Source organism: Phenylobacterium sp. (assembly GCF_031360265.1).
Taxonomy (GTDB): domain Bacteria; phylum Pseudomonadota; class Alphaproteobacteria; order Caulobacterales; family Caulobacteraceae; genus Phenylobacterium.
Window position 1 is genome coordinate 17,759 of record NZ_JANMBF010000181.1, and the last position, 22,712, is coordinate 40,470.

27 protein-coding genes and 1 tRNA gene are annotated in these 22,712 nt (G+C 67.3%); 9 read left to right on the plus strand and 19 right to left on the minus strand.

Features of this window, described 5'->3' with window-relative positions:
• Positions 1–43: 43 nt before the first annotated feature.
• Both RMN86_RS16645 and RMN86_RS16650 read right to left on the minus strand, forming a co-directional pair.
• Entirely contained in the window at positions 44–475 is a 432-nt protein-coding gene (locus RMN86_RS16645; protein ID WP_309606979.1) for an ion channel, read from the minus strand.
• 296 nt (positions 476–771) lie between these two features.
• Positions 772–1,389 (minus strand): hypothetical protein, encoded by a 618-nt coding sequence (locus RMN86_RS16650; RefSeq protein WP_309606980.1) that lies wholly within the window; start codon positions 1,387–1,389, stop codon positions 772–774.
• 192 nt (positions 1,390–1,581) lie between these two features.
• On the opposite strand from RMN86_RS16650, the gene RMN86_RS16655 reads away from it, so the two are divergent.
• Positions 1,582–2,484 (plus strand): hypothetical protein, encoded by a 903-nt coding sequence (locus RMN86_RS16655; RefSeq protein ID WP_309606981.1) that lies wholly within the window; start codon positions 1,582–1,584, stop codon positions 2,482–2,484.
• A gap of 94 nt (positions 2,485–2,578) precedes the next feature.
• Here the strand turns inward: RMN86_RS16655 and RMN86_RS16660 are convergent, their stop codons facing one another.
• The 3 genes from RMN86_RS16660 to RMN86_RS16670 all read right to left on the minus strand — a co-directional run bounded on the left by RMN86_RS16660 (position 2,579) and on the right by RMN86_RS16670 (position 4,927).
• Entirely contained in the window at positions 2,579–4,345 is a 1,767-nt protein-coding gene (locus RMN86_RS16660) for a chloride channel protein (RefSeq protein WP_309606982.1), read from the minus strand.
• 1 nt (position 4,346) lies between these two features.
• Positions 4,347–4,799 carry a prolipoprotein diacylglyceryl transferase family protein gene (locus RMN86_RS16665; RefSeq protein WP_405041357.1) on the minus strand — a complete coding sequence of 151 codons (453 nt, stop codon included), beginning with the start codon at positions 4,797–4,799 and terminating at the stop codon, positions 4,347–4,349.
• Between the two features lie 52 nt (positions 4,800–4,851).
• Positions 4,852–4,927, minus strand: a tRNA-Ile gene (locus RMN86_RS16670).
• Positions 4,928–5,043: 116 nt separating this feature from the next.
• Between RMN86_RS16670 and RMN86_RS16675 the strand changes: the two genes are divergently transcribed.
• Positions 5,044–5,772: an SIMPL domain-containing protein gene (locus RMN86_RS16675; RefSeq protein ID WP_309606984.1), complete on the plus strand. Its 729-nt coding sequence runs from the start codon at positions 5,044–5,046 to the stop codon at positions 5,770–5,772.
• Here the strand turns inward: RMN86_RS16675 and RMN86_RS16680 are convergent.
• Both RMN86_RS16680 and RMN86_RS16685 read right to left on the minus strand, forming a co-directional pair.
• Positions 5,769–6,236: a hypothetical protein gene (locus RMN86_RS16680; RefSeq protein ID WP_309606985.1), complete on the minus strand. Its 468-nt coding sequence runs from the start codon at positions 6,234–6,236 to the stop codon at positions 5,769–5,771. The two genes, RMN86_RS16675 and RMN86_RS16680, sit on opposite strands and share 4 nt — an antisense overlap.
• Before the next feature lie 11 nt (positions 6,237–6,247).
• A complete protein-coding gene (locus RMN86_RS16685) occupies positions 6,248–6,490 on the minus strand; it encodes a hypothetical protein (protein WP_309606986.1) in 243 nt (80 codons plus the stop codon).
• Between the two features lie 146 nt (positions 6,491–6,636).
• On the opposite strand from RMN86_RS16685, the gene RMN86_RS16690 reads away from it, so the two are divergent.
• Positions 6,637–7,887: a serine hydrolase domain-containing protein gene (locus RMN86_RS16690; RefSeq protein ID WP_309606987.1), complete on the plus strand. Its 1,251-nt coding sequence runs from the start codon at positions 6,637–6,639 to the stop codon at positions 7,885–7,887.
• Positions 7,888–7,896: 9 nt separating this feature from the next.
• Here RMN86_RS16690 and RMN86_RS16695 read toward each other — a convergent pair whose 3' ends face one another.
• Positions 7,897–8,265, minus strand: a complete 369-nt coding sequence (locus tag RMN86_RS16695; protein WP_309606988.1) for a hypothetical protein — start codon at positions 8,263–8,265, stop codon at positions 7,897–7,899.
• Positions 8,266–8,394: 129 nt separating this feature from the next.
• Here RMN86_RS16695 and RMN86_RS16700 point away from each other — a divergent pair, with 129 nt between their 5' ends.
• The gene (locus RMN86_RS16700) at positions 8,395–8,613 is read left to right on the plus strand and encodes a flagellar basal body rod C-terminal domain-containing protein (RefSeq protein WP_309606989.1); all 219 of its coding nucleotides are present in this window, start codon (positions 8,395–8,397) and stop codon (positions 8,611–8,613) included.
• Positions 8,614–8,624: 11 nt separating this feature from the next.
• Here the strand turns inward: RMN86_RS16700 and RMN86_RS16705 are convergent, their stop codons facing one another.
• From RMN86_RS16705 to RMN86_RS16720, 4 genes are all read right to left on the minus strand, one after another.
• Positions 8,625–9,455 carry a DUF6644 family protein gene (locus RMN86_RS16705; protein WP_309606990.1) on the minus strand — a complete coding sequence of 277 codons (831 nt, stop codon included), beginning with the start codon at positions 9,453–9,455 and terminating at the stop codon, positions 8,625–8,627.
• Positions 9,452–10,066, minus strand: a complete 615-nt coding sequence (locus RMN86_RS16710; protein WP_309606991.1) for a DUF6644 family protein — start codon at positions 10,064–10,066, stop codon at positions 9,452–9,454. Before RMN86_RS16710 ends, RMN86_RS16705 begins: the two co-directional genes overlap by 4 nt.
• Positions 10,067–10,200: 134 nt before the next feature.
• Positions 10,201–10,659, minus strand: coding sequence for a DUF6152 family protein (locus tag RMN86_RS16715; protein WP_309606992.1), 459 nt, complete (start codon positions 10,657–10,659; stop codon positions 10,201–10,203).
• Between the two features lie 91 nt (positions 10,660–10,750).
• Positions 10,751–11,650: a hypothetical protein gene (locus RMN86_RS16720; RefSeq protein WP_309606993.1), complete on the minus strand. Its 900-nt coding sequence runs from the start codon at positions 11,648–11,650 to the stop codon at positions 10,751–10,753.
• A gap of 130 nt (positions 11,651–11,780) precedes the next feature.
• Between RMN86_RS16720 and RMN86_RS16725 the strand changes: the two genes are divergently transcribed.
• Positions 11,781–12,401, plus strand: a complete 621-nt coding sequence (locus tag RMN86_RS16725) for a TIGR02466 family protein (RefSeq protein ID WP_309606994.1) — start codon at positions 11,781–11,783, stop codon at positions 12,399–12,401.
• 172 nt (positions 12,402–12,573) lie between these two features.
• Here RMN86_RS16725 and rpoD read toward each other — a convergent pair whose 3' ends face one another.
• Positions 12,574–14,526, minus strand: coding sequence for an RNA polymerase sigma factor RpoD (rpoD, locus tag RMN86_RS16730; RefSeq protein ID WP_309606995.1), 1,953 nt, complete (start codon positions 14,524–14,526; stop codon positions 12,574–12,576).
• 431 nt (positions 14,527–14,957) lie between these two features.
• Positions 14,958–15,278: a hypothetical protein gene (locus RMN86_RS18185; RefSeq protein WP_405041358.1), complete on the minus strand. Its 321-nt coding sequence runs from the start codon at positions 15,276–15,278 to the stop codon at positions 14,958–14,960.
• A 20-nt stretch (positions 15,279–15,298) separates the two neighbouring features.
• Between RMN86_RS18185 and RMN86_RS18190 the strand changes: the two genes are divergently transcribed.
• The gene (locus RMN86_RS18190; protein WP_405041359.1) at positions 15,299–15,577 is read left to right on the plus strand and encodes a type II toxin-antitoxin system RelE/ParE family toxin; all 279 of its coding nucleotides are present in this window, start codon (positions 15,299–15,301) and stop codon (positions 15,575–15,577) included.
• Positions 15,578–15,585: 8 nt separating this feature from the next.
• Here RMN86_RS18190 and dnaG read toward each other — a convergent pair whose 3' ends face one another.
• Positions 15,586–17,508, minus strand: a complete 1,923-nt coding sequence (gene dnaG, locus RMN86_RS16740) for a DNA primase (protein WP_309606997.1) — start codon at positions 17,506–17,508, stop codon at positions 15,586–15,588.
• Positions 17,509–17,642: 134 nt separating this feature from the next.
• On the opposite strand from dnaG, the gene RMN86_RS16745 reads away from it, so the two are divergent.
• Positions 17,643–17,909, plus strand: a complete 267-nt coding sequence (locus tag RMN86_RS16745) for a hypothetical protein (RefSeq protein WP_309606998.1) — start codon at positions 17,643–17,645, stop codon at positions 17,907–17,909.
• Positions 17,910–17,919: 10 nt separating this feature from the next.
• On the opposite strand, the gene RMN86_RS16750 is transcribed toward RMN86_RS16745, so the two are convergent.
• The gene (locus RMN86_RS16750; RefSeq protein WP_309606999.1) at positions 17,920–18,615 is read right to left on the minus strand and encodes an HAD family hydrolase; all 696 of its coding nucleotides are present in this window, start codon (positions 18,613–18,615) and stop codon (positions 17,920–17,922) included.
• 107 nt (positions 18,616–18,722) lie between these two features.
• On the opposite strand from RMN86_RS16750, the gene RMN86_RS16755 reads away from it, so the two are divergent.
• On the plus strand, positions 18,723–20,417 hold the full coding sequence (locus RMN86_RS16755; protein WP_309607000.1) for a phospholipase D-like domain-containing protein: 1,695 nt from the start codon (positions 18,723–18,725) through the stop codon (positions 20,415–20,417).
• On the opposite strand, the gene RMN86_RS16760 is transcribed toward RMN86_RS16755, so the two are convergent.
• Both RMN86_RS16760 and RMN86_RS16765 read right to left on the minus strand, forming a co-directional pair.
• On the minus strand, positions 20,414–20,659 hold the full coding sequence (locus RMN86_RS16760; protein ID WP_309607001.1) for a DUF1272 domain-containing protein: 246 nt from the start codon (positions 20,657–20,659) through the stop codon (positions 20,414–20,416). The two genes, RMN86_RS16755 and RMN86_RS16760, sit on opposite strands and share 4 nt — an antisense overlap.
• 59 nt (positions 20,660–20,718) lie before the next feature.
• Positions 20,719–21,156 carry a DUF1330 domain-containing protein gene (locus tag RMN86_RS16765; protein ID WP_309607002.1) on the minus strand — a complete coding sequence of 146 codons (438 nt, stop codon included), beginning with the start codon at positions 21,154–21,156 and terminating at the stop codon, positions 20,719–20,721.
• 101 nt (positions 21,157–21,257) lie between these two features.
• Between RMN86_RS16765 and carA the strand changes: the two genes are divergently transcribed.
• Positions 21,258–22,445 carry a glutamine-hydrolyzing carbamoyl-phosphate synthase small subunit gene (gene carA / locus RMN86_RS16770; RefSeq protein ID WP_309607003.1) on the plus strand — a complete coding sequence of 396 codons (1,188 nt, stop codon included), beginning with the start codon at positions 21,258–21,260 and terminating at the stop codon, positions 22,443–22,445.
• Between the two features lie 38 nt (positions 22,446–22,483).
• Here carA and RMN86_RS16775 read toward each other — a convergent pair whose 3' ends face one another.
• Complete coding sequence (locus RMN86_RS16775; RefSeq protein WP_309607004.1) at positions 22,484–22,663, minus strand: GxxExxY protein; 180 nt, start codon at positions 22,661–22,663, stop codon at positions 22,484–22,486.
• Between the last annotated feature and the right edge of the window lie 49 nt (positions 22,664–22,712).

Consider the following 22,712-nt stretch of genomic DNA (forward strand, 5'->3'; position numbering starts at 1 on the left):
CTTGCGACCCTCATGCGGGGCGACGTGAGCGTCTGGCGGAGCGCTATAGGGCGCGGCTTCGCCAGTCTTCCACCAGTGAGAACAGGAACGATCCGGACCAAGTCAGCAGGAGGATGCCGTTCAGCGGCGCGATGGCGGTGATGAGACGTATCTCGCCGGTCGGCACGACGTCACCGTACCCGAGCGACGCGTAAGCTTCGGCCGCATAATAGATGTAGGCCATCGGGGAATGGGGCGTATTGCCGCTAAAGGCGCCCAAACCTAGCGGCCCGACGGAGAGGGCGAACAGGATCGCGTAGACGGCGATCTCCACCAGGTGCAGGGCGACGAGGCCGCTGATCACCACGAGGAGGGTCGGATAGGGGCGTTGGGCCCTGCGCGCGAGGCGATCCATCCGTCGAATGGCCTCGTAGTGCAGGGCGGTGGAACCGATGACCGCGAGCAGCGCTAGAATGGTGGCGAACGTCAGGTGCATCTTACCCAGGTCTCAAGGCGGCGAGGCCTCATGGATGTCTATCCGGATCCCTGTTCAGCGCGGGAGCCGATCGTATTGGCGCGACGATCATCCGCGCGTTTCGGGGGCAAATTGAGACGGGGGCGACGCTCGGCAGGCGGGCGCGACCCTGGGCCAAAGGAGCCGGCGCGCCGCCACGCCCTCAGGCCCCGAGACCTTCATTCGGCCAGCAACCCCGGCGGCCCATCAACCCCGGCGGCGTGGACTTGATCGGCACGCTCGCGACGATGAGGATCGCAGCACGTCTGCGTTCCACGCTAGCGCCTGTCGAAATACTCCTCGAGGAGATCGACCAGGGAAAGTTCGGTCGCCGTGGCGTGCTGGGCCAGGGGCAGGTTCTTTTGCGCCGATCCCGCTTCCATGCCCTTGAGGGATTCCTCGAACGCCGCCTTCAGGCTGGGTGACGTGACTTGGCCAGATAGCTGAGTCCAATGCGCGCGCGCATACGCGACATCGGCGGCGACCGCCGGCCAGTTGGGCGCGCCTCCCTTGAGGAGCGCGGCGGACTTGAAGCCGGCATAGTCCAAAAGGCTGACGTCGATCGGCACCTTGATCGTGCGCGGATCCTGGCCGCTGACCAACACCTGGTAGGCTTCAAGGGACGCCAGAGCAATTGCGGCCCGGTCCCTTCGTGTGACAGCCGCGCCAATGTCGGCCATCGTAGCGTCAATCCGCTTGGCGTCGACGGGCGTCAGTGCGCCGCGAACCACTGAAACCTTCGCGGCCGCCTGGCTTTGAAGATCGCCCAGAACGGCAGGCGTCGCATCGAACGCCTGTTCCGCCAGGGCTTCAAACGGCTCGGCCGCCGCAAGATGGGGGTTCATGGTCGCCGCCGGCGCCGCGCCACTCGCCGACGCGCCGGCGGTCGGCCCCACGGCCGGGGCCTTGGCTGGCTCGCTTCGGGGGCTACACGCCGAGATCATAGCCAAACTCGCCGCTGTGGCTAACCAGGTGCGCGACTGTCGCAGTGTCAGAGTCATGGCTTTCCTCATGCTTGGGGCCCGCGCCCGTTTACCAACGCGCTCACTTGCCGGCCGTTGCATCCCGAGCTGCAGGGCGACCGCGAGATGGCGCCGACCACGCCGGGCTCAGACCTCCGATCATGGAACCCACGCGGCCTCGCCGGGTTGAAGCATGTCCGGTCCATCACCCTCGCCATGAGGCGACATGCCCTGGAAGGAGAGCCTTCTGTGCGCATGTTGAACAAGGTTCCGGCGGTTACCCTCATCTTCTGGCTGATCAAGACCATGGCCACAACGGTCGGGGAGACCGCGGCCGACTTTCTCTCGACCACCCTGCACCTGGGCTTGATCGTCACGTCCTATGTGATGGGCGCACTGTTGCTGTTGGCGTTGGCCGTCCAGTTGATGACCAGGCGGTACTGGCCGATGGCCTATTGGGTCGTGGTGGTCCTTGTCAGCGTCGTCGGGACGCTGATTTCCGACAACCTGGTCGACAATCTGGGCGTCAGCCTGATCGTCACCTCGGTCATCTTCGGTGCGGGATTGGCGGCCGTCTTCGTGACCTGGTACGCGAGCGAAAGAACCCTGTCGGTCCATACGATTGTCACAACCCGGCGCGAGATTTTCTACTGGGCCGCCATCCTGTTGACCTTCTCCCTGGGGACATCAGCCGGCGACCTGATCGCCGAGAAGCTCGGGCTGGGCTACGCCTACTCCGTCGTCCTCTTCCTGGCGCTCATCGCCGCCGTGGCGGGCGCATACTATGTCTTCAAGATCAACGCCGTGCTGGCCTTCTGGATCGCCTACATCCTGACCAGGCCGCTCGGCGCCTCGACGGGAGACCTTCTGTCCCAGCCTGCCAAGTTGGGGGGACTTGGTCTGGGGACGACCTGGACCAGCCTGCTCTTCCTGCTGGCGATCGTATCCCTGGCCGGCTACCTCGCTCTCCGACAGCGGCGAGAAACCGCCGATGTTGCGTTGCCGGCCACAGTCGGGGAGCGCCCCTGAGCAAGCCCGACGACCCTGTTCTATCCCCGCTGGCTTGAGTCAGGTCAGCTGCGAGAGGGTCTGGGTTACGGCGGAGGGGCGATGTTCCCGCCGCTCATCCTTCGCCGAAAAGGCCCTGCTGGACCTTCTCGAGTTCCTTGGCGTAGCGACGTGCGACATAGACCTCAGCCAACAGGCCAAGCACCTGGCCGGAGTCATCGGTGACGGCCAGTTCCTCAGTCTCTGTGCGGTCAAAGGTCTGCATCACCTGCTCGATGTTCATGTCGGCGCTCAGGACGACGTCGGCGCCGGTGGCCAGTGTGCTGACGGGGCTGTCGTCGCCGGGGCCTTCCAGATAGGCGCTTGAGGTCACCACGATGCCCGCGTAGCGCTGCGCGTCGTCGAGTAAGATCACGCGGCTCGTCGATCCCAGAGGGAAGCGCCGCCGAAACTCGGCCAACGTCGCCGAGGCCGCAATCGTCGCGGTGTCGGCGCGCATCATTCGGCCCGCCGTCAAGGTTCGGATCCAACCGACATCGCGGGCGCTGCGGATCGTCTCGCCACGAAGGTGAAGGCGCCACGTCGAGAAGGAATAGCCAAACCGCTCCCGCACAACGGTGCTGGCAATCAGCGACGCTGCCAGCGTGGCGGCCGAGACCCCGAAGTCGCGCGTGGTCTCGAGGACCAGGAATGACATCGTCAGGGGACCGCCGACGATGGCGACAGCCAAGGCGCCCATGCCAACCAGGGCGGCGTTCTCAGGCTGCAGCAGCAGTGGCAGTCCCGTGATCTCGACAAGTCGGGCGTAGATTTGCCCGACCAGCGACCCGAGGAAGAGCGACGCGAAGAACAGCCCGCCCCGAAAGCCGAAGCCGAGCGAGATGACGGAGGCGCCGGTTTTCAGGAGGAGAATTGCGGCGAGCGCGCCCAGGCCAAGGCTGGTCGCCAGGTCGGCGTGCAGCGCGCCGTGACCGGAGGACAGAGTCTGGGGTGACAGGTAGGCGAGACCCGCAAGAAGGCCGCCGCCGACGGCGGGGCGCATCCAGGTTGGAATCGGGGTCAGCCGAACCAGCCGCTCAGCCGTCCCGACCAGTCGCATGATGGCGATGCCGACGACGGCGCAGACGACTCCGAGACCCGCATAAAGCAGGTAGTCGAACGCCCTGGGGGCTTCGAAGACCACGATCTGGATCGAGTACGGCGCCGCCCCCATCAGGCGAGCGACCAGCACACTGGCCAGGGCGGCCGCAGCGACCGGGGCGATCATGGATGGCGCATAGGAGCCGATCACGATTTCGAAGGCGTAGAACGCCCCCGTGAGCGGCGCGCCGAACGCGGCGCCGATCGCGGCTCCCGAGCCTGCGCCGACGAGAGTGCGAAGGTCCTGTCGCCGCAGTTTCAGGCGCTGGCCGAGTCCGGAGGCGATCGCGCCCCCACCCTGGGCGTAGGCGGCTTCGAGTCCGACGGAGGCCCCGAAGCCGTTGGAGATCAGGGTTTGAACGCAGACCACGAAGCTGTCGCGAAATGAGAGTACGCCGCCGTAGAGCGCATTGGCTTCGACCACGTCGATGAGCTGTAGCGGCCGCCATTTGGCCATGACCCAAGTAAGCCCGCCCAGGACCAGCCCGCCGGCAGGTAGCCACAGAAGGGCGATGGGCGAAATCCTTGGCAAGGCGCTCAGGCGATCATCGATGGCGAACCCGTAGAGGTGGGACTGAAGTCGATGGGCGATGAGGTCTTGAAACACCGAAAGCAGCCCAGCTGCGGCCCCGACGACCACCGCCAGGGCGATGAACCAGATTTCGCTGGAGCGTAGGCGCCGACGCAGCCAGGCCAATGGCCGGCGCGGAAGCGTTGACCGAGGTGGGGTCGCCTCGGACATCCTAACGCTGCTCCGGTCGGAAGACCTGCCGCCGGAGCGCAAGGCCGAAGGCCAGAAGAGACCCCGACAGGACTATGCCCGTCGTCAGGCCATGCGGAAGGGACCGAATTGCCAGATCGGGATTGCGCGCGGTTTCCAGCAAGATCCGGAAGCTCCCGTAGACGACGAGGAAGAGGCCTGCGACGGCGCCCCGTCTTGATAGCCATCCCGAGCGGGGGCTGACCAGCCTCGCGAGCAGAAACAGCAGCATGCCTTCCAGGATAGCCTCATAGAGCTGGCTGGGTTGGCGCGGCAATAGCCTGGCCGGGCAGACACCCTTGTTGTCCGCCATCAGGCGGCGGGTGCAAATGACGTTGCCCAACCGAAGGTCCGTGACCCGGCCCCGAAGCTCTCCATTGATGAAGTTCTCCAGGCGTCCGAACAACCGGCTGATCGCCGCGCCGGCGACGATCACATTCTCAAGCCCAAACACGCTCAGACCCCGACGAATAGCCACGGACGCTCGCTGGTGGGCCCGGCAGGACTCGAACCTGCAACCAGACCGTTATGAGCGGCCGGCTCTAACCATTGAGCTACAGGCCCCAGCAGCGATGCGTGGGTGGCGGGTAGCACGCGTGGGATGAGGCTTAAAGCTTGCGTTCATGTACGACCTGCCAGGCATGTGGTTACGAGCCCGTGCGGTTCCGATGGAGACTGAGATGACGACCTTCCCGCGCGCCGCGGCGCTCGCCCTGATCCTGACCGCCGCCCCCGTGTCCGCAGCGCTCGCCCAGTCGGCGGCCGGCGTCGAGGCGGTGTTCCGCGCCACCACGCTAAGCCTCAACGCCACCGGGGAGGTGCTGGCCGCGCCCGACATGGCGATCATCGGGCTGGGTGTCGCCACCACCTCGCGCACCGCGGCTGAGGCCATGGCGGCCAACGCCCGGCAGATGGCCCAGGCCATGACGGCGCTGAAAGCGGCAGGCATCGCGCCGCGAGACATCCAGACCGCGCGGATCACCCTGAACGCCCAATACGCCTACGATCAGGGTCAGACGCCGCGTCTGACGGGCTATCAGGCGGCCAATCAGGTGACGGTGACGGTGCATGACCTGACCCGGCTGGGATTGGCGGTGGACGCCACGGTCTCGGCCGGCGCCAACCAGGTGAACGGCATTTCCTTCGCGCTGAGCAATCCAGGCGCCGCCGAGACCGCCGCGCGGGAAGCGGCCGTGCGCGCCCTGCAGGCCAAGGCGGACCTCTATGCGCGGGCCACGGGCTACCGGGTCTCGCGCCTGGTCTCACTGGGCGAGACCGGCGGCTATGAGGCGCCCCAGCCCCAGCCGATGATGGCCATGGCGCGGATGGAGAAGGCCGACACGCCCGTCTCGCCGGGTGAGCTGAAAGTGCGCATCGAGGTGAACGGCGTCTACGAACTGGTCCGCTAAAGTCCCGCGCGCCTGAACGCCGTCGCCAGCCGCTCGGACATCATCCGGCCGGGAAGGGCCCGGTCGCCCTCCATCATGGCGGCATAGACCAAGCGCTTGCCGCCGCTCTTTGCGGCGATCGCTCCGGACGCCCAGCCGACGCCGCGCGAGGCGTCGGCGGTCGTGCTGCAGCTGAGCGCGCGCGGCTGGCCGTCGCGGGCTGTGGCCTCGAGCAGCCCGTCCAGGGTCCGGGTCCCGGGGGCGTCGCAGGCCGGCAGGGCGCGCGCGCAGGCGGTGTGAGTATTGTAGCGGTAAACCACCCGCCCGCTGGGCGCCTCGGCGATCAGCAGACAGGACGCCGGATCGCCGATGGCCTGGCCCACCGCGGCGTCCAGCCGGTCCGGGTCGACGCCGTTGGGCGCAGCCGGCGCGCAGGCGTAGAGCACGGAGAGGGCCATGAGGCCGGCGGCGCGGCGCGTGGGCATGGGTCGTGCTCCTATCCCGCGTACCTTTGCAGGAAGCCCGTCATCTGCGCCGGCATCGGCGCGCGGTCACGGAACATCCGCGACAGCGCCAGAACCATGCGCCCATGATCGAGGGCCGGATAGTGCCGCGCCTCCACGTCGACACCGGCCTGGCGGAGCCGCGCGGCGAACTCCACCTTGTTGCGCGGACAGACCGGAGAGCCGCGAGGCCGAGCCTCCGCGTCGGCCTTCCTGTGCCTTGCGTAGACTCCCATCCGGGCGCGCCCGGCCCCTGGCGTCGGAGGATGCGAACGTCGCCCACCCTATGGACGCGCTTGACGCCCGCGCTTCGGCGCCGCGCTATGGTTGGATAAACGCCGGTAACCGGCGCGCCCCGATGCGGGCAAGGGGGAGCAGGCGCATGGACGGCGATCAGGCATCTGGCGAGTTCATCGCAGCGGGGCTGGAGCAGGTGGCCCCGGCTTTGCGGGCGGTGGTGGAGGCTGGCGACCTTTCCGGCTTCGTCACGCTGATCTGGCGCAGGGGCGAGGTGGTCCAGGTCAACACCGTCGGCCTGCGCGATATGGCGGCGGACGCGCCGATGACCCGCGACACGCTGTTCCGCATCGCCTCGATGACCAAGCCGGTGACCTCCATCGCCGCCCTTATGCTGCTGGAGGACGACAAGCTCAGGCTTGACGATCCGATCACCAAGTGGCTGCCCGAATTCGCCGACATGCAGGTGCTGAAGGACGCCGCAGGGCCGATCGACGACACCTACCCCGCGGCCCGCGACATCACCGTCGAGGACCTGCTGACCCACCGCGCGGGGTTGGCCTATGCGTTCACGTCCGTCGGACCCATCGCTCAGGCGCACGAGGATCGCCTGGGGCCGCCGCTGGGCACGCCGATGACGCCGGACAGTTGGTTGAAGGCGCTGGGCGGCCTGCCCTTGTCCTATCCGCCCGGGGAACGCTTTCACTATAGCCACGCCACCGAAGTCCTGGGGTTCCTGGTCGCCCGCATCGAAGGCAAGCCCCTGGGCCAGGTGCTCAAGGACCGCATCTTCGGCCCCCTCGGCATGGTCGACACGGATTTCTGGGCCCCGCCGGAACGCGCCGGCCGCCTGGCGAAGCTCTATCGGATGAACCCGGAGACCGAACAGCTTGAAGATGTCTCGTTCCCGCGGGAAACGCGCCAGCCCGGGTTCGAGGCGGGGGGCGGCGGCCTGATCTCCACCGCCGATGACTACCTGAAATTCGCCCGCATGCTGCTGGGCAAGGGCGAGGTCGATGGCGTGCGGCTGGTGAAGGCCGAGACGGTCGAGATGATGGCCGGCAACCGGCTGACCGAGGCGCAGCGCGCCGTGCCGTTCATGGGCATGCCCTTCTGGATGAGCCAGGGGTTCGGCCTGGGCCTTTCGGTCATCATGGACGCCGACGCCCACGCCTGGATGGGCGCGGGTTCGACCGGGGCGTTCGGCTGGCCGGGCGCGTTCGGAACCTGGTGGCAGGCCGACCCGGCGCAGGACATGGTGGCGATCTACCTGATCCAAGATTCCATGCCGCTCGGTCCCGAGGCGGTCGCAAATCTGGCCAGTCGCCGAGGTCTGGGGGGCCGTGCGGCCCTGCCCGTGTTCCAGAAGCTGGTCTACGGCGCGCTTGGCCAGTAGCCGGACGCTCTAACGCCCTATCACCGGATCGCGCGGGGCCACGCACATCGACTGGCCCTGCCACGTCGCCGCCAGCAGCGAGCCATGAACCACCGCCTTGCGCCGCGCCCGCTCATAGGCGGCGCTCTCCGCCGGCGGACGGACGCCGGCCGCACAGATCGGCGTGGTCACGCGTTCACCGTCGCCCGCGCAAAGGCAGATGTCCTCGCGCCTGTCGAGGCGGCTGGCGGGGACCTTGCAGGTAGCCGGCAAGCTACGGCCGGCGACGTCCAGGCAGATCACCGTGCTGGCGGGCGGGTTCTCCCTGAGCGGCTGGGCCGCGACGACCGCGGCGGCAAGGCTGACGCCGGTCGCGAGGATGAGGATCGAAGGCTTCATACGCGGTCTCCTTCTGTCCCGCGATCTTACGCGCCCTGGACGGCGCGCCAAAGAGGGCACGGTTTCCTAAGCACGGTTCACCATGAAAGCTGGCGATGGCTTAACCGACGCCGGCGCAGGGTGCCTGACATGGACCCGATTTCCACCGCCCGTTACGGCATGATGGCCGCCACCCAGCGCCTCGCCGACTCGGCCAGCCGCGTCGCCAACATGGGCGGCGCGGGCGAGGTCGACTACGCCAGCGAAGCTGTCGCGCAGATTGAAGCGAAACAGGCATTCAAGGCCAACGTCGCCGTGATCAGGGTCGCCGACCAGATGTGGGACTCACTCCTCGCCCTGCAGCGCTAAGCCACACGATATCAGGCGAAGGCGATCCAGCGGCCGGCCGCGGCGCCCATCACCCAGACCAGGATAGTGACATAGCCGATGATCCGGGTCAGGGGCCCACCCGTCTCGCCCCGACCCGCACGGAACAGCTGGACCAGCGCCACGCCGACGATCCACGCCGCGAAGATCACCGCGAAGGTCTTGTTGACCGGTGTCAGGTGCGCATAGTCGTCGGCCCTGACGACGATGTGGGTCCAGACGAACTGCACCACGATCAGCGGGATCAAGACGCCGAGATAGACCCACCGGGCGCGCCCCTTGACGGCGAACAGCACGATGAACGCCGCCGCGGTGATGATGTGGAAAACCCCCGGATTGATCAGCTCGGAGGTGGCGAACACCCACAGGCCCAGCAGGAACACCGTCCCGCCCAGGACCAACCAGATCTTCGGCGCCAACCCCACCGCGCCGTCGTCGCGGGCGACGGGCCGCGAGGCGCCATAGGTCAGGAGGATCCCGGCGATCAGCGCCAGCATCTTCACGATGAAGGCGGCGCTGTCGTAGAGCCGCTCGGCGTTGGCCGAGCCGATCAGGATGCCGGTGACGACGATGCCAATCACGCCGAGGTTCTGCCAGCCGCGCAGGCTGCGGTAGAGTTCCGACGGCGGCTCCTGGGTCAGTCCGACGCCGATCAGGCGCAGGTTCATCAGGATCGTCGTGCCGCCAAGGGTGATCAGTGAAAGGACGTGAGCCACCTCCCACCAGGCGAACTGCGGCTTTACGAACTTGCCTGGGAAGGCGCTCGCCAGACCCTCTACCCAGGGCCTTGCCTGGGGAATGAAGTGCTCGAGATTCAGGCTCATGGGCGCGCCCCGGCAAGGGCGACAGCGCCCTTTTCAGAAGCCTTGCATTCCTCCGCCCAGTTGATGAACGCCGGCTGCGGCTTGCCGCACTCAAACCAGTCATAGGCGATCAGCCGGCCGAAGGTGATGACCACCAGCCAGGCGCTCAGCGACAGCGCCGCAGCCGCCCGCGCCCCCGCCGGTGGCAGGGCGTCGGAATCCCACGATCCCTGGGTCCGCTGGATGCGGCTGTGGAAGATCAGGATGTTGATCAGGGCGATCGCCAGCATGATCATCTTCACTCGGAACCAGATATTATGGTAATAGAACAATGGTTTGGCGAAGAACAAGCCCATCCCGGTGATGACCACGAAGATGAAGCCGAAGATGGTCAGCGGCAGGATCGTGTCGCTCACCACCGAGACCGGCGTACGGCGGAACGTGACCCCCAGCAACCGCAGATCGACGACCAGAATTGTCCCGGCGAACAGCATCAGTCCGATCAGGTGGCTGCCCTCGAGCAGCCCCCAGAAGTTCAGCGACCCGAGGAGCGCCTCGCTCCAGGACTGGGCGGTTTCGCCGGCGCCCTTGCCAAGCTCGGTCTGCAGCCAGACCAGGAATGCGCGTATCAAGGATACGTCCCCCGAGGTGTCGGTGACCAAGGCATACCCCAGGCCGACCGCTTTTGCGTTGCCCAGCGGCAACAGACAGGTGGATACGAAAAAGGGAGCCGCGAGGCTCCCCCTTCCGGCTATCGAGGTCTGACCTACTTTGGCGCCTCGGTGGCGTCGGCGCCGTCCTTCGGCGCGCCCGTCCCGGAGGAGCCCATGAACAGCTTGCGGCCATCCGGGAAGGTCACATCGCGGCCGTTGGCCTTGCAGACCGGCGTGCAGGCCTTGTCCTTCGACTGGTAGCCGCGGACGACGATCTCGGTGCCGGGCTTCAGCGAATTCCGGTCGATGCCGGCGCGCAGCAGGGTGTTGGGCGTACCGCCCTCGACCATCCATTCGGTATCCTTGCCGTCGGCGACCACATTGACGTGGACCCAGGCGTGCGGGTTGATCCACTCCACCTTCGTCACCTTGCCGCGCAGCAGCACGGGCGACTTGCCGTCGAACTCGGCGGCGAAGGCGTGATGGGCCGAAGCCTGCTGCACGCCGAGCGCCGCGGCGGTCAGAAGGCCCGCGGAAATCACGGTGGGGAGAACAAAGCGGCGGAAATTCATGGAGCGTCTCCAGCGACGGATGCTGATGTCTTGCATCGTTCCGGGCGACCGCTTCCGGCGGCAGCGCGGGACGACAGGGCGGGTGTGGTGGCTACTTCAACGGTTCTTTTCGCAGATGACCGTACATCAGTTCCTCGACGAATTCGACGCACTTGAACTGTTGCAGACGGGCGTCTTCGCCGACGTGCTTGTAGAGGTTCATGCTCATCTTCCAGGGACGGGTGAAGGTAGCCGGATCAGTGATTTCGGCCTCGTAGCGCATCACCCCGGGGGCGGTCGGCGTCCAGCGTTCAACGACCTTCATGTCGCCGGAATGGAAGTTGCCCGCACGGTCGAACCAGGTGGAATCAAGCATTCCGGTGACCACGACCACCAGGGTGTCGCCTTCCCAATGGCCGACGGACTGGCCCATCCAGCTGTCGATCGGGGCGGGGCCGGGATCCTTGAACTGAATGTTGCGCACCGCACCGGCGTATTCATAGGCGATCAGTGTGGCCGACTCCGACTGGAAGATCTGGAACGGCAGGGCCATGTAGTTGGCGCGCGGCACGCCCGGCAGGTAGCACTTGATCTCGGGGTCCCTGTGGATCCAGTCGGCCCTGTTGGCGTCGCGCTGCTTCAGCGCGGCGGGGGTGTAGGGAATGGTCCCGCCTTCGACGACGCCAAGACCGGCCGGCACCGATCCGACCGCGCCCAGGGCGACCACGTCCTTGGCCGGCACCGGCACGACGGGACCGGGCCGCATCTGCAGCGCCGCCGACGCCGCATGCGGCTCGATATTCCAGTTGGCGGCGTTCATCACCTGCCAGACGCCGTTAAGATCAGGGTGCTTGCCGTCGGCCCCGCGCGGCGCGCGATAGGCCATGGCGTGCGCCCTGGCCGCGGGCTTGGCCTTGGCTGGCGCCGCCGCGGGTGGCGTGACGGCCGCCGCCTGGGCCTGACCGCCGAGAACCGCGCCAGCCAGAGCCAGTGCAACCATAGTCCTGATCATTGTTCGCTCCCCATATCCCCGCCGCGAGATCGGCAGGTTCGTCTTTGACAAATTTCTAACGGACGTTTTGTCCAAGCGCCAGACGCCCCGGACTTTTGACAATTGGCCCTCAGCCGGCTAGCGCCGACGAATGGCGACGCGGCAGCTATTTCCCACTCCGGTCTATGAGGCGTCGCTTAGCACGGACCGGAGTTTCGAAAATTTCAGGTCGGACTTGCAGGACGCCTGCCGCATGCTGGCCGACGAGGACGCCGCCGGCCGCGCCTGGTGCCGCGCCAACGGCTATGGCGGCTACACCTCCTACGCCTCGCTGGACGACCTTCCGACCCGCGCCAGCGTGTTCGGCGAGCTGAAGACGAAACTGGATCGGCACGTGCGAGCGTTCGCCCAGGACCTGGCGTTCGACCTGCGCGGCGGGCGCCTCAAGCTCGACAGCCTGTGGGTCAACATTCTCAAGCCGGGCGCGACGCACTCGGGTCACGTCCATCCCCACAGCGTGATCTCCGGCACGGTCTATGTGGCCACGCCGAAGGGGACGAGCGCGCTGAAGCTGGAAGATCCCCGCCTGCCCCTGATGATGGCCGCCCCGCCCCGCCGCGCCGACGCCGCGGAGGCGACCCGGGCCTTTGTCTACCTGACGCCGCAGGCGGGAACGGTGCTGATGTGGGAGAGCTGGCTGCGTCACGAGGTGCCGGCCAACCGGGCCAGGACGGACCGGATATCGATAAGCTTCAACTACGGCTGGCGCTGAGCGCCTGATGCGCGCCTCTGGCCAACGACGCCGCCTCGGTTCCAGGTCGGAGCCTGTCCGGTCGTAAGGCGCCACGATGACATCCGCCGCGATTCGGCCGGGGTCACGCCCGCGGCCCCCGCGGCCGTGGCCGCATGGGGTCATCGTCGAGATTCAGCGCCGCCGCGCGGCGTCAACTGTCGAGGAAGCTGCGCAACTTGCGGCTGCGGCTGGGGTGCTTCAGCTTGCGCAGCGCCTTGGCTTCGATCTGGCGGATGCGTTCGCGGGTGACGCTGAACTGCTGACCGACTTCTTCCAGCGTGTGGTCGGTGTTCATGCCGATGCCGAAGCGCATGCGCAGCACGCGTTCTTCGCGCGGCGTCAGCGACGCCAGCACCCGCGTCGTGGTCTCGCGCAGGTTGGACTGAATCGCCGCGTCGATCGGCAGGATGGCGTTCTTGTCTTCGATGAAGTCGCCCAGGTGGCTGTCTTCCTCATCGCCGATGGGGGTTTCAAGGCTGATCGGCTCCTTGGCGATCTTCAGCACCTTGCGGACCTTTTCCAGGGGCATGGCCAGTTTTTCGGCCAGTTCCTCCGGCGTCGGCTCGCGGCCGATCTCGTGCAGCATCTGGCGCGAGGTCCGCACGATCTTGTTGATCGTCTCGATCATGTGCACCGGGATGCGGATGGTGCGGGCCTGGTCGGCGATCGAGCGGGTGATCGCCTGCCTGATCCACCATGTAGCGTATGTCGAAAACTTGTAGCCCCGGCGGTACTCGAACTTGTCGACCGCCTTCATCAGACCGATGTTGCCTTCCTGAATAAGATCAAGGAACTGCAGACCCCGGTTGGTGTATTTCTTGGCGATGGAGATAACCAGGCGCAGGTTGGCCTCGACCATTTCCTTCTTGGCCTGGCGGGCTTCACGCTCGCCCTTCTGCACCGTCTGAACGATGCGGCGATAGTCGTCGATCGGCACGCCGGTCTCGGTGGCCAGGGCGGCGATCTCGGTGCGGATGTCGCCGATCTGACCGTTGTCATTCTCGGAAAACTTGGTCCAGCGCACGCCCAGCGCCTTGACCTGATCGGTCCAGTCCGGCCGCAGTTCAGAGCCGAAATAGGCCTTCAGGAACTCGGTGCGGCTGATGCCGTAGCTGTCGGCCAGCCGCAGCAGCCGGCCTTCCAGCCCCATCAGGCGCTTGTTGATGGCATAGAGCTGCTCGACCAGGGCTTCGATGCGGTTGTTGTTGAGCTTCAGGGTCTTCAGGTGCAGCACGATGGCGCTGGAGGCCGCGATGTAGGCTTGGCGGTCCTTGTCGGAGAGGTCGGCGCCCTTCAGGCGCTGGCCCACCAGCTTTTCCTGCAGCAGCCGGAAGCTTTCGAATTCGGCGGCGATCGCGTCGAGGGTGATCATCACCCCTTCGCGCAGTTCGCCTTCCATGGCGCTGATGGTGGGACCCGCGCCGTCGTCGAAGTCGTCGTCGTCGTCGCTCTTGGCGATGACCTCGCCGTCTTCGTTAAGCTCGGGGGCCTCCTCGACGACCTCGGACGGAGGGGGGGCATTGGCCGCCAGTTCCTCGGCCGCCGCGGCGTTGATGCCGCCATAGGTCTGTTCGAGATCGATCACCTCGCGCAGCAGGATGCGACCCGAGCCCAGCTCGTCGCGCCACACCATAATCGCCTCGAAGGTCAGCGCGCTCTCGCACAGGCCGCGGATCATGGTGTCGCGGCCGGCCTCGATGCGCTTGGCGATGGCGATCTCGCCCTCACGCGACAGCAGCTCCACCGAGCCCATCTCGCGCAGGTACATGCGCACCGGGTCGTCGGTGCGGTCATAGGCGGCTTCCTTGGCGGTCTCGACCACCGCGGTCTCTTCGCGCACGGCCACATCGCCGCCGCCCTCGGCGTCCTCCTCGGCCTCGACCACATTGACGCCCATCTCGCTGAGCATCGCCAAGGTGTCCTCGATGGCCTCGGAGGTGACCTCTTCGGACGGCAGCACCTTGTTCAGCTCGTCCATGGTGACGTAGCCGCGGGCCTTGGCCTGCTTGATGAACTTCTTGACCGCAGCGTCGGTCAGGTCGAGGAGCGGACCGTCGCCCCCAGTGGTCTCCGGCGCTTCGGCTTCGGCGGTGGTGGTGCTCATCGAGGTCTCCGAAATCGGCGTCCAACCCCATGCAAAACGGGGGCCGAAGAGGGTTTGCGGCGGCTGGGCGATGGAAACGCCGTATCTCTACGACCCCTCGCCAGCAAGTTTGTTCCGTACAAAATCAAGGTGCGTCAGTGCGTCGCGCTCCGTCCGTCCAGACCCCGCCACGCGCAATCGCCCCCGGAGGTTTCCCCCCGCGGCGCGCGTGGCGTCATCCGATACCGCCGCCCGAGACCGGGCGGGGAACAGGCGCGACCACTGGGATCACCACGCATCGAGGGAGACATCATCAACTCTGGCGAGGGGCGCGCCCGAAGTTCGCGACGGCCCGATCAATGTCTGTCATTAGCGCGCTAAATCCGCAGGGCCGCAGATGGCGTCGAAGGGGTCCCGTGTCAAGGTCGTCCGGGCGCGGAGGACGGTGAAGGTCACCGCAAGCGCGCTGAGCGACGCGTAAGGCCCCGGTTGACGGCGGCCGGCGGCGGAGCAAGTCTGCGACCATGGCCGACGGCGACCTCACCCTGAAGCTCGACGACGAGACCGCCAGGCGGCTCAAGGACGCGGCCGAGGCTGCCGGGCAAAGCGTGGACGACTTTCTTCAAGTTCTGATCCGGGAAGGTCTGGCCGAAGCTTCGCAGGACGATGACTGGGCCGAGGACATTCGCATCCTTGAGGACTACGACCGCACGGGCGTCTCCTATTCCGTGGACGAAGGCCTCGCGGTCTTCGACGCCGCCATGAAGGTCCATCTAGCCAGGCGTCCGCAACGTTGCGCGTCCGGCTATCGGCTTCAGCGCAACGCGATCTTGCGCGCCTGCCCGAATTCCTGGCCCCCAGGACCGCCGTCGTCGCCGCGCGAGCCCGCGCGGCGCTGGTTTCGGCGCTGGATTCGCTGGGTGAGTTGCCACGCCGAGGTCGGCCACTCGACCGCGGAGGGTTGCGTGAAGTCTTCGTGTCATTTGGACGTGACGGCTATGTTTTCCGTTACCGGGCGTCAGAGAATGAAGTCTTTGTCACCCGCATCTTCCACGCCCGCGAACGGCGCTGAACGCCGGGTCAGTGCGGCAGGACCGGGTGGTCGTCGTCTGGGTTCGACCAGTCGCTGTTGATCAGGCGGCGTTTGAAATCGCGGTCGGCCTTCAAGCTGATCAGGGTCGATGAGTCATGGTCGCGGTCGAGATCGCGGGCGGCGGTCTCGACAGCGCGCTCCAGGCTCTCCAGCTCCATCAGCAGGTCATAGGCCTGGCGCCAGAGCTCGCGGGCGCGGGCGCCCGTGGCCTGCAGGAAGGGGGCGCTGACCCCGGCTCGGCGAGCGTCCTGTTCCAGCAACGCCATCATCGGGGCGCCGAAGCCGCGGGCGTCGAGGTGACGCAGAGCGGCGTCGAATTCCAGGCCGTCGGCCTCGTAGCGCAGGCCCACCAACGCCTGGGCCAGGGCGTCCAGCTTCTCGTCGCCGAAGCCGCGGGCGCCGACCTGTTCGATCATGTCGTCGATGACGCCGGGGTCGCGCACGGCGGCCAGCGCCAGGGCCGCAGCCAGTGGGCGGGGCGAGGCGCGCAGCCGGCGGCTGGCGTCGCGGGCCTGGGGCGTCGAGGGGGCCTGCGAGGGGCCGCCGCGGCGCTTGTCCCAGCGGGCGCGCGACATCTCGCGGGCCGCCGCCCCGACGGTATAGACCGGCTCCCGGGTCGGCCACAGCTGCTCGAAGCGGCCCAGCAGGTCCTCCTTGTAGGCCCTGGCCAGGTCCGGATCGGCGATTGTGGCGGCGAGCTTTCGCAGGCGGGATTTGAGCGCCGTCTTGCGTTCCGGCGTGTCAAAGGGCTCGGCGTCGCGCTCGCGGATGAACAGCGCCTCGGCGAAGGGCGTGGCGCGGGCCAGCTGAGCCCTGAGCGCGGCCGGACCCTGCTCGCGCAGCACCTCGTCGGGATCCTTGGCGCCCTCGACGATGGCGAACTGGAAGCTCTTGCCGGGTTTCAGCAGCGGCAGGGCGCGGTCCATCAGGCGCGCGGCGGCCTGGCGGCCGGCCCGGTCGCCGTCGAAGCTCAGCGTCGGCTCGGGATGATGGCGCCAGAGCAGCTCCATCTGCTCCTCGCCGAGCGCCGTGCCCATCGACGCCACGGCCGGGATGCCGGCGCGATGGCAGGCGATGGCGTCCATGTAGCCCTCGACCACCGCCAGCGGCAGCGCCTCTCCGGACCCGTTCGCCGAGGCGGGCGTGGCGGCGATGATCTTGCGCGCCTCAGCCAGGCCGTAGAGCTGGCGGCCCTTGTGGAAGACCGAGGTCTCCGGACCGTTCAGGTATTTGGCGCGGGCCTGGGGATCCATCGCCCGGCCGCCGAACGACACCACCCGGCCGCGCCCGTCGGCGATCGGGAAGATGATCCGGTCCCGGAAGCGGTCATAGGGCGCGCCGCCATCCTCCGGCGCGATCAAGAGGCCGGCCTCAACCAGCTCGGCGGGGCGCGCGCCCTTGGCGATCAGATAGTCCTTGAGCGCGGCCCTTCCAGGGGGCGAGAAGCCCAGGCGGAAGCGGCCCCAGTCGGCCTGTGGCAGGCCGCGCTGTTCCAGATAGGCGCGCGCCTCGCGCCCGACCGGACGGCGAAGTTCGGCCTCGAACCACTGGGCGGCCAGCTCCAGCCAGTCCGACAGGCTCTGGCGGACCTTTTCCTGCTCGACGGCGCGCGGGTCCAGGGCGGGCAAGGGCACGCCGGCCTCGGCGGCCAGCCGCTCGACCGCCTCGACAAAGCTGAGCCGCTCGCTCTCCTGCAGGAACGAAATGATGTCGCCGGTCTTGCCCGATGAGAAATCGAAGAACTGGCCCTTGTCGTCGTTGACGTAGAACGACGGGGTCTTTTCCTTGGTGAACGGCGAGAGGCCGACGAACTCACGGCCCTGCCGGCGCAGCTTCACCGTCTTGCCGATCACGTCGGAAGGGCGAAGGCGAGACTTGATCTCGTCAAGGAAATGTTCGTCGAAGCGCACGGGTGCAAGGATAAGGCGCACCGCGGCGGCGGCGGCAAGCTAACTGGCGAAAGCATCCACCGGATTTGACGCCGGCGCCGGCGCGGCCGATGGTCGGGCGTGGTTCGCGCCACGTTTCAACGGGGGATCGGCGCTTGACGATGTGGCTGCGCCTGGCGGGCGCGCTCCTGGTGACCCTGGCGGCCATCGGCGCCTGGGAGATCTTTGGCGTTTCGCGGATGCTGGGCGGCCGCACGCCGGACGACGCGCGCTCCGCGGCCTACGGGCGCGGCGAACTCTTCTGGTTGCTGATCTTCCTGGTGGTGATGGCCACCTCCCTGCTGGCGGCCGCGCGGCGCTGGGCCGGCCACCTGAAGCGGGCCGTCAGCATCGCGCCTCAGCGCAAGTGGCCGACGCCCTAGCGACGATGGGTTACCCCAGACCCTTCACCCAGTCCGGCAAGTGCGTGATCGAAGGCAGCTCGGCGAATCTCGGGTGGCCGGCTGGCGCCTCGGCCATCTCGTGCGCCCAGGTCAGCGGATAGGGGATGTGGGCCGCGAAGGCGCCGGCCTTCAGCGCCGGCAGGATGTCGGAGCGCAGGGAGTTGCCGCACATGGCGGCCTCCGCGGCGCCGGTCCCGTGGCGGGCGAAGACGGTTTCGTAGGTTGCGGCGTCCTTCTCGCTGACAATCTCCACCGCGGTGAACAGGTCGCCGAGGCCCGAGGCGGCGAGTTTCTGTTCCTGATGCAGGAGGTCGCCCTTGGTGATCAGCACCAGGCGATAGCCCTTCGAAAGTTCGGCCAGGGCGTGGATGACACCCGGCAAGGGCTCGACCGGATGGCCCAGCATCTCGCGCCCGGCGGCCAGGATGTCGGCGACGATGCGGCCGGGCGGCTCGCCGCCGGTCAGCTCCATGGCGGTCTCGATCAGCGACAGGGTGAAGCCCTTCACGCCATAGCCGTAGAGCGCCAGGTTGCGCCGCTCGACCGCGGCCAGGCGGGCGTCGAGCACCTGTGGCGCCGCGACGTCGGCCATAAGGGCGCGGAACCGGTCCTGGGTCAGCCGGAAGATCGTCTCGTTGTGCCAGAGCGTGTCGTCGGCATCGAGACCGACCGTCGTGATCCGCATGGCCGGCTCATAGCAGAGGCCGGCGCGGCCGTCGAAATGCCTGGAGCATTGGTTGCCAATCCGCCACGACGCGCGCTTAGGTTGTCGCCTTCAGACAGGAGGGACGCATGTCGGATTTCGAGAGCCGGGCGTCATCGGGGTCACTGACGGTGGTCGCCCGGCGAGGCGAGCGCATGTGCCTGCTGGCCATGGACGTGACCGATCCGGGGCTGGATTTCCTGGGGTTCGCCATCGAGGTCAGGTCGCCCGGCGCGCCCGACGCCTCGCCGCTGCGCAACCGCATCGCCTTCGACTATCCGGCCCAGATGGTGACCGGCCTGCGCGCCTTCCCCTCGACCGAGGCGCCGTTCCAGACCTTTCGCTGGATCCATTTCCCCTACGACCCGCAGCTGGGAACCTACAGCTATCGCGTCACCATGATGCACGGCGCGCCGGGCGCCCTGGTTCGCGGGGATAGCGTCCTGGTCGAGATCGCGCTCGAGCCGGTGACCTACGACGGGGTGCTGGACGTAGGCTTCACCCGCAACTTTGCCTCCTCCCAGGCCTTCAACGACAAATATGGCGCGATCGCGAAGACCTTGATCCCGACCCCGGCGAAGGTCGGTCTAGCGTTCGCGAAGCCGGCGACCGACGCCTACACCTGGCTCGGGTTTGAGGCGCTGGAACTGCTGAACGGCGTCCTCAATGAGGTGATCGCCGATCCGGGCATGAGCCTCGACATCCTGGCCTACGACTTCAACGAGCCCGACATCCTGGCCAAGCTGAAGCAGGTGGCGGCCCGGCCCGGCGCGCTCCGGGCGATCATCGACGACTCCGCCACCCACACGGGCGCAGGCGCGGCGGAGGACACCGCGGCGGCGGCGCTCACCGGCCTCGGCGTGCCCGTGCGGCGGATGAATTTCCGGCGGCTGCAGCACAACAAGGTGCTGATCGCGCGCAAGGCTGGCCAGGCGGTCAAGGTGCTTTGCGGCTCGACCAACTTCTCGTTTCGCGGCCTCTATATCCAGGCCAACAACCTTTTGGTGTTCAGCGAGCCGGGGGTCGCCGGACTGTTCGCCCAGATGTTCGAACTGGCCTTCGCCGACCCCGAGGCGCTGAGCCACGATCCCTTCGCCAGGACCTGGCATGTGGTCACCCCGACCGCGGGACCGACGATCAAGGTCTGCTTCTCGCCGCACCTGGACGGCGAGGCGCTGTCGCTGGGGCCGGTGGCGGGAGCCATTGATCAGGCGACCTCCTCGGTGCTCTACTCGGTGGCGTTCCTTAACATGGACGCCAGCGGCCCGGTCCGGCAGGCGTTGGACCGGCTGATCGGCAAGCCGCTGTTCAGCTATGGCGTGGTGGACAAGGCCGGCGGGCTGGTGGTGAAGAAGCCGGACGGCTCCGACGGCCTGGTTTCGTTCGCCTATCTGAAGGACAAGGCCCCCGAGCCGTTCAAGACCGAGTGGGGCGGCGGCGGCGGCATCACCCTGCACCACAAGTTCATCGTCACCGACTTCAACCAGCCCACCGCCAAGCTGTTCACCGGCTCGTCCAACCTGGCGGCCGGCGGGGAGAAGGAGAACGGCGACCACCTGATCCAGATCAGCGACAGCAAGATCGCCACGGCCTATGCGATCGAGGCCCTGCGGATGTTCGACCACCTGCACTTCCGCGCCAACATGAACGCCCTGGAGGCGGCTGGAAAGGCGCCGGAGGTGATCAAGCTGTGGAAGCCCGGCGACGCCGCGCCGATCTGGTGGGCCACGTGCTATGCGCAGGGCTCCCAGAAGCAGCGCGACCGGCAAATGTTCGGGAGCTAGGCGGCGCAGGCCGTGTGCGGCTTGACCACGCGCACGGCGGAAGCCGGAAATTTCGCCAGCAGCGCGGCTGGGCGGCCGGGCCGGACGGCGAAGTCGCCACCGCAGTTGGGGCAGGCGCCGCCCAGGCGGGTCGTCACGCAGTCGGCGCAGAAGGTGCACTCGAAGCTGCAGATGCGCGCCTCGGCGCTGTCGGGCGACAGGTCGCGGTCGCAGCATTCGCAGTTGGGCTTGAGGATCAGCATGGCGCGATCCTGGCGCCTCGCGACCTTGCGCGAAATGCCAAGTTTCCCTCGAAAACGGCCTATTCGCCGAATCCTTCGCCCGGCGTGACGGGGGCCAGGCGCAACAGGCGCGAATCCGCCACGCCGGCGATGCGGTGCTTGACGAATTCACGGTACTCCGGATCGCGGACCATCTCGATGAAGGCGCCGGAAGTCGGATATTCGGCGATGAAGGCCAGATCCCAGGCTTCGTCAGACGGTCCGGTGACCATCACCTGCGGCTTGCCGGCCCAGACCTGCCGGCCGCCGACGCGGGCGAAGATGGGCGCGGTGGTGCGGCCATAGGCGCGGTAGGCGTCGAGGCCGGAAAGGTCCTTGCCGTGGTCGGGGTGGTCGGCCGGGTAGTCCGCCCTCGGCTTTACCCGGACCAGGTTGAGCATCTGGACCGGCTGATCGCTCGGCAGGGATTTGAAGATCTCCCAGGCCTGGCGATCCGGGTCGATGTAGGCGTCGCGCATCAGGGGTGCTCCTGGCTTCATCCGCGTGCGATATGCGCACATTGACCGCCAGGACGGGACTCACTAACTACGCGGCCGTTTGCCCAAAAGGAGTCGCCGTCATGAGCCGTGATCTGCTGCCCGGCTGCACCGGCGTTCTGGCGCTGGCGGACGGGACGGTGCTGCAGGGCGTTGGCGTCGGCTCGGTCGGCGAGGCGTTGGGCGAGGTCTGCTTCAACACCGCCATGACCGGCTATCAGGAGATCCTGACGGACCCCTCCTACATGGCCCAGATCGTCGCCTTCACCTTCCCGCACATCGGCAACACCGGGACCAATGGCGAAGACCTGGAGCAGATGTCCGGCTCTGCCCAGACAGCGGCCCGCGGCGCGATCTTCCGCGACCGGCCGACCGTCCCGGCGAACTGGCGCGCCGACAGCGATCTGGCCACCTGGATGACGCGGCGCGGCGTGGTGGGCCTGGCCGGTGTTGACACCCGCGCCCTGACGCTGACGATCCGCGAGCACGGCATGCCGCACGCGGTGATCGCCCATTCGCCTGGGGGCCGGTTCGATCTGGACGCCCTGATCGCCAAGGCGAAGGCTTGGTCAGGACTCGAGGGCCTGGACCTGGCCAAGGACGCCACCTGCCTGCAGCCGTTCGTCTGGGACGAGGGCCTGTGGTCCTGGCCCGACGGTTACGCGCGGCCCCCTCTGCCCAAGACTGGCGGTCCGAAGTACGAGGTGGTGGTCGTCGACTATGGCGTCAAACGCAACATCTTGCGCGCGCTGGCCAGTGTGGGCGCGCGCGTTACCGTCGTTCCGGCCTCGACCTCGGCGGCGGACATCCTGGCGCGCAGGCCGGACGGGGTGCTACTGTCCAACGGACCGGGCGATCCGGCGGCGACCGGCGTCTATGCTGTTCCCGAGATCCGCAAGCTGATCGGGTCCGGCACGCCGGTGTTCGGCATCTGCCTGGGCCACCAGATGCTGTCCCTGGCCCTGGGCGCCACGACGGTGAAGATGGACCAGGGCCACCACGGGGCGAACCATCCGGTGAAGGATCTGACCACCGGCAAGGTGGAGATCGTCTCGATGAACCACGGCTTCACGGTCGACCGCGCGAGCCTGCCCGAGCCCGTGGTGGAGACCCACATCTCACTGTTCGACGGCACCAACGCCGGCATCGCCCTGAAAGACCGCCCGGTGTTCGGCGTCCAGCACCACCCCGAAGCCTCCCCCGGCCCCACGGACTCGCTCTACCTCTTCGAACGCTTCGCCGCCCTGATGGACGCGAAGAAGAAGACGTAGGAACCACGGAAGACACGGAAAGAGCACGGAAAGGCAAGTCAGAGCGCGAAGCGCTCAATCTCAACTTTTGGCGCAGCGCCGAAATTCACAAGTAGACCGAGCTTCATGCCCGTCACCCGCAGGTAGTTGAATATTAGCGCCCGATGCTCGGGCGCGATGCCGCGAATCTTGAACGCCTCATAGGGGTAGAGCAGCCTGTCGCCTGCGGGGCCTTCCATAGCGGCATTGTAGGAAAAATCTAACGAGGGAACAATAAAAGAACATAGA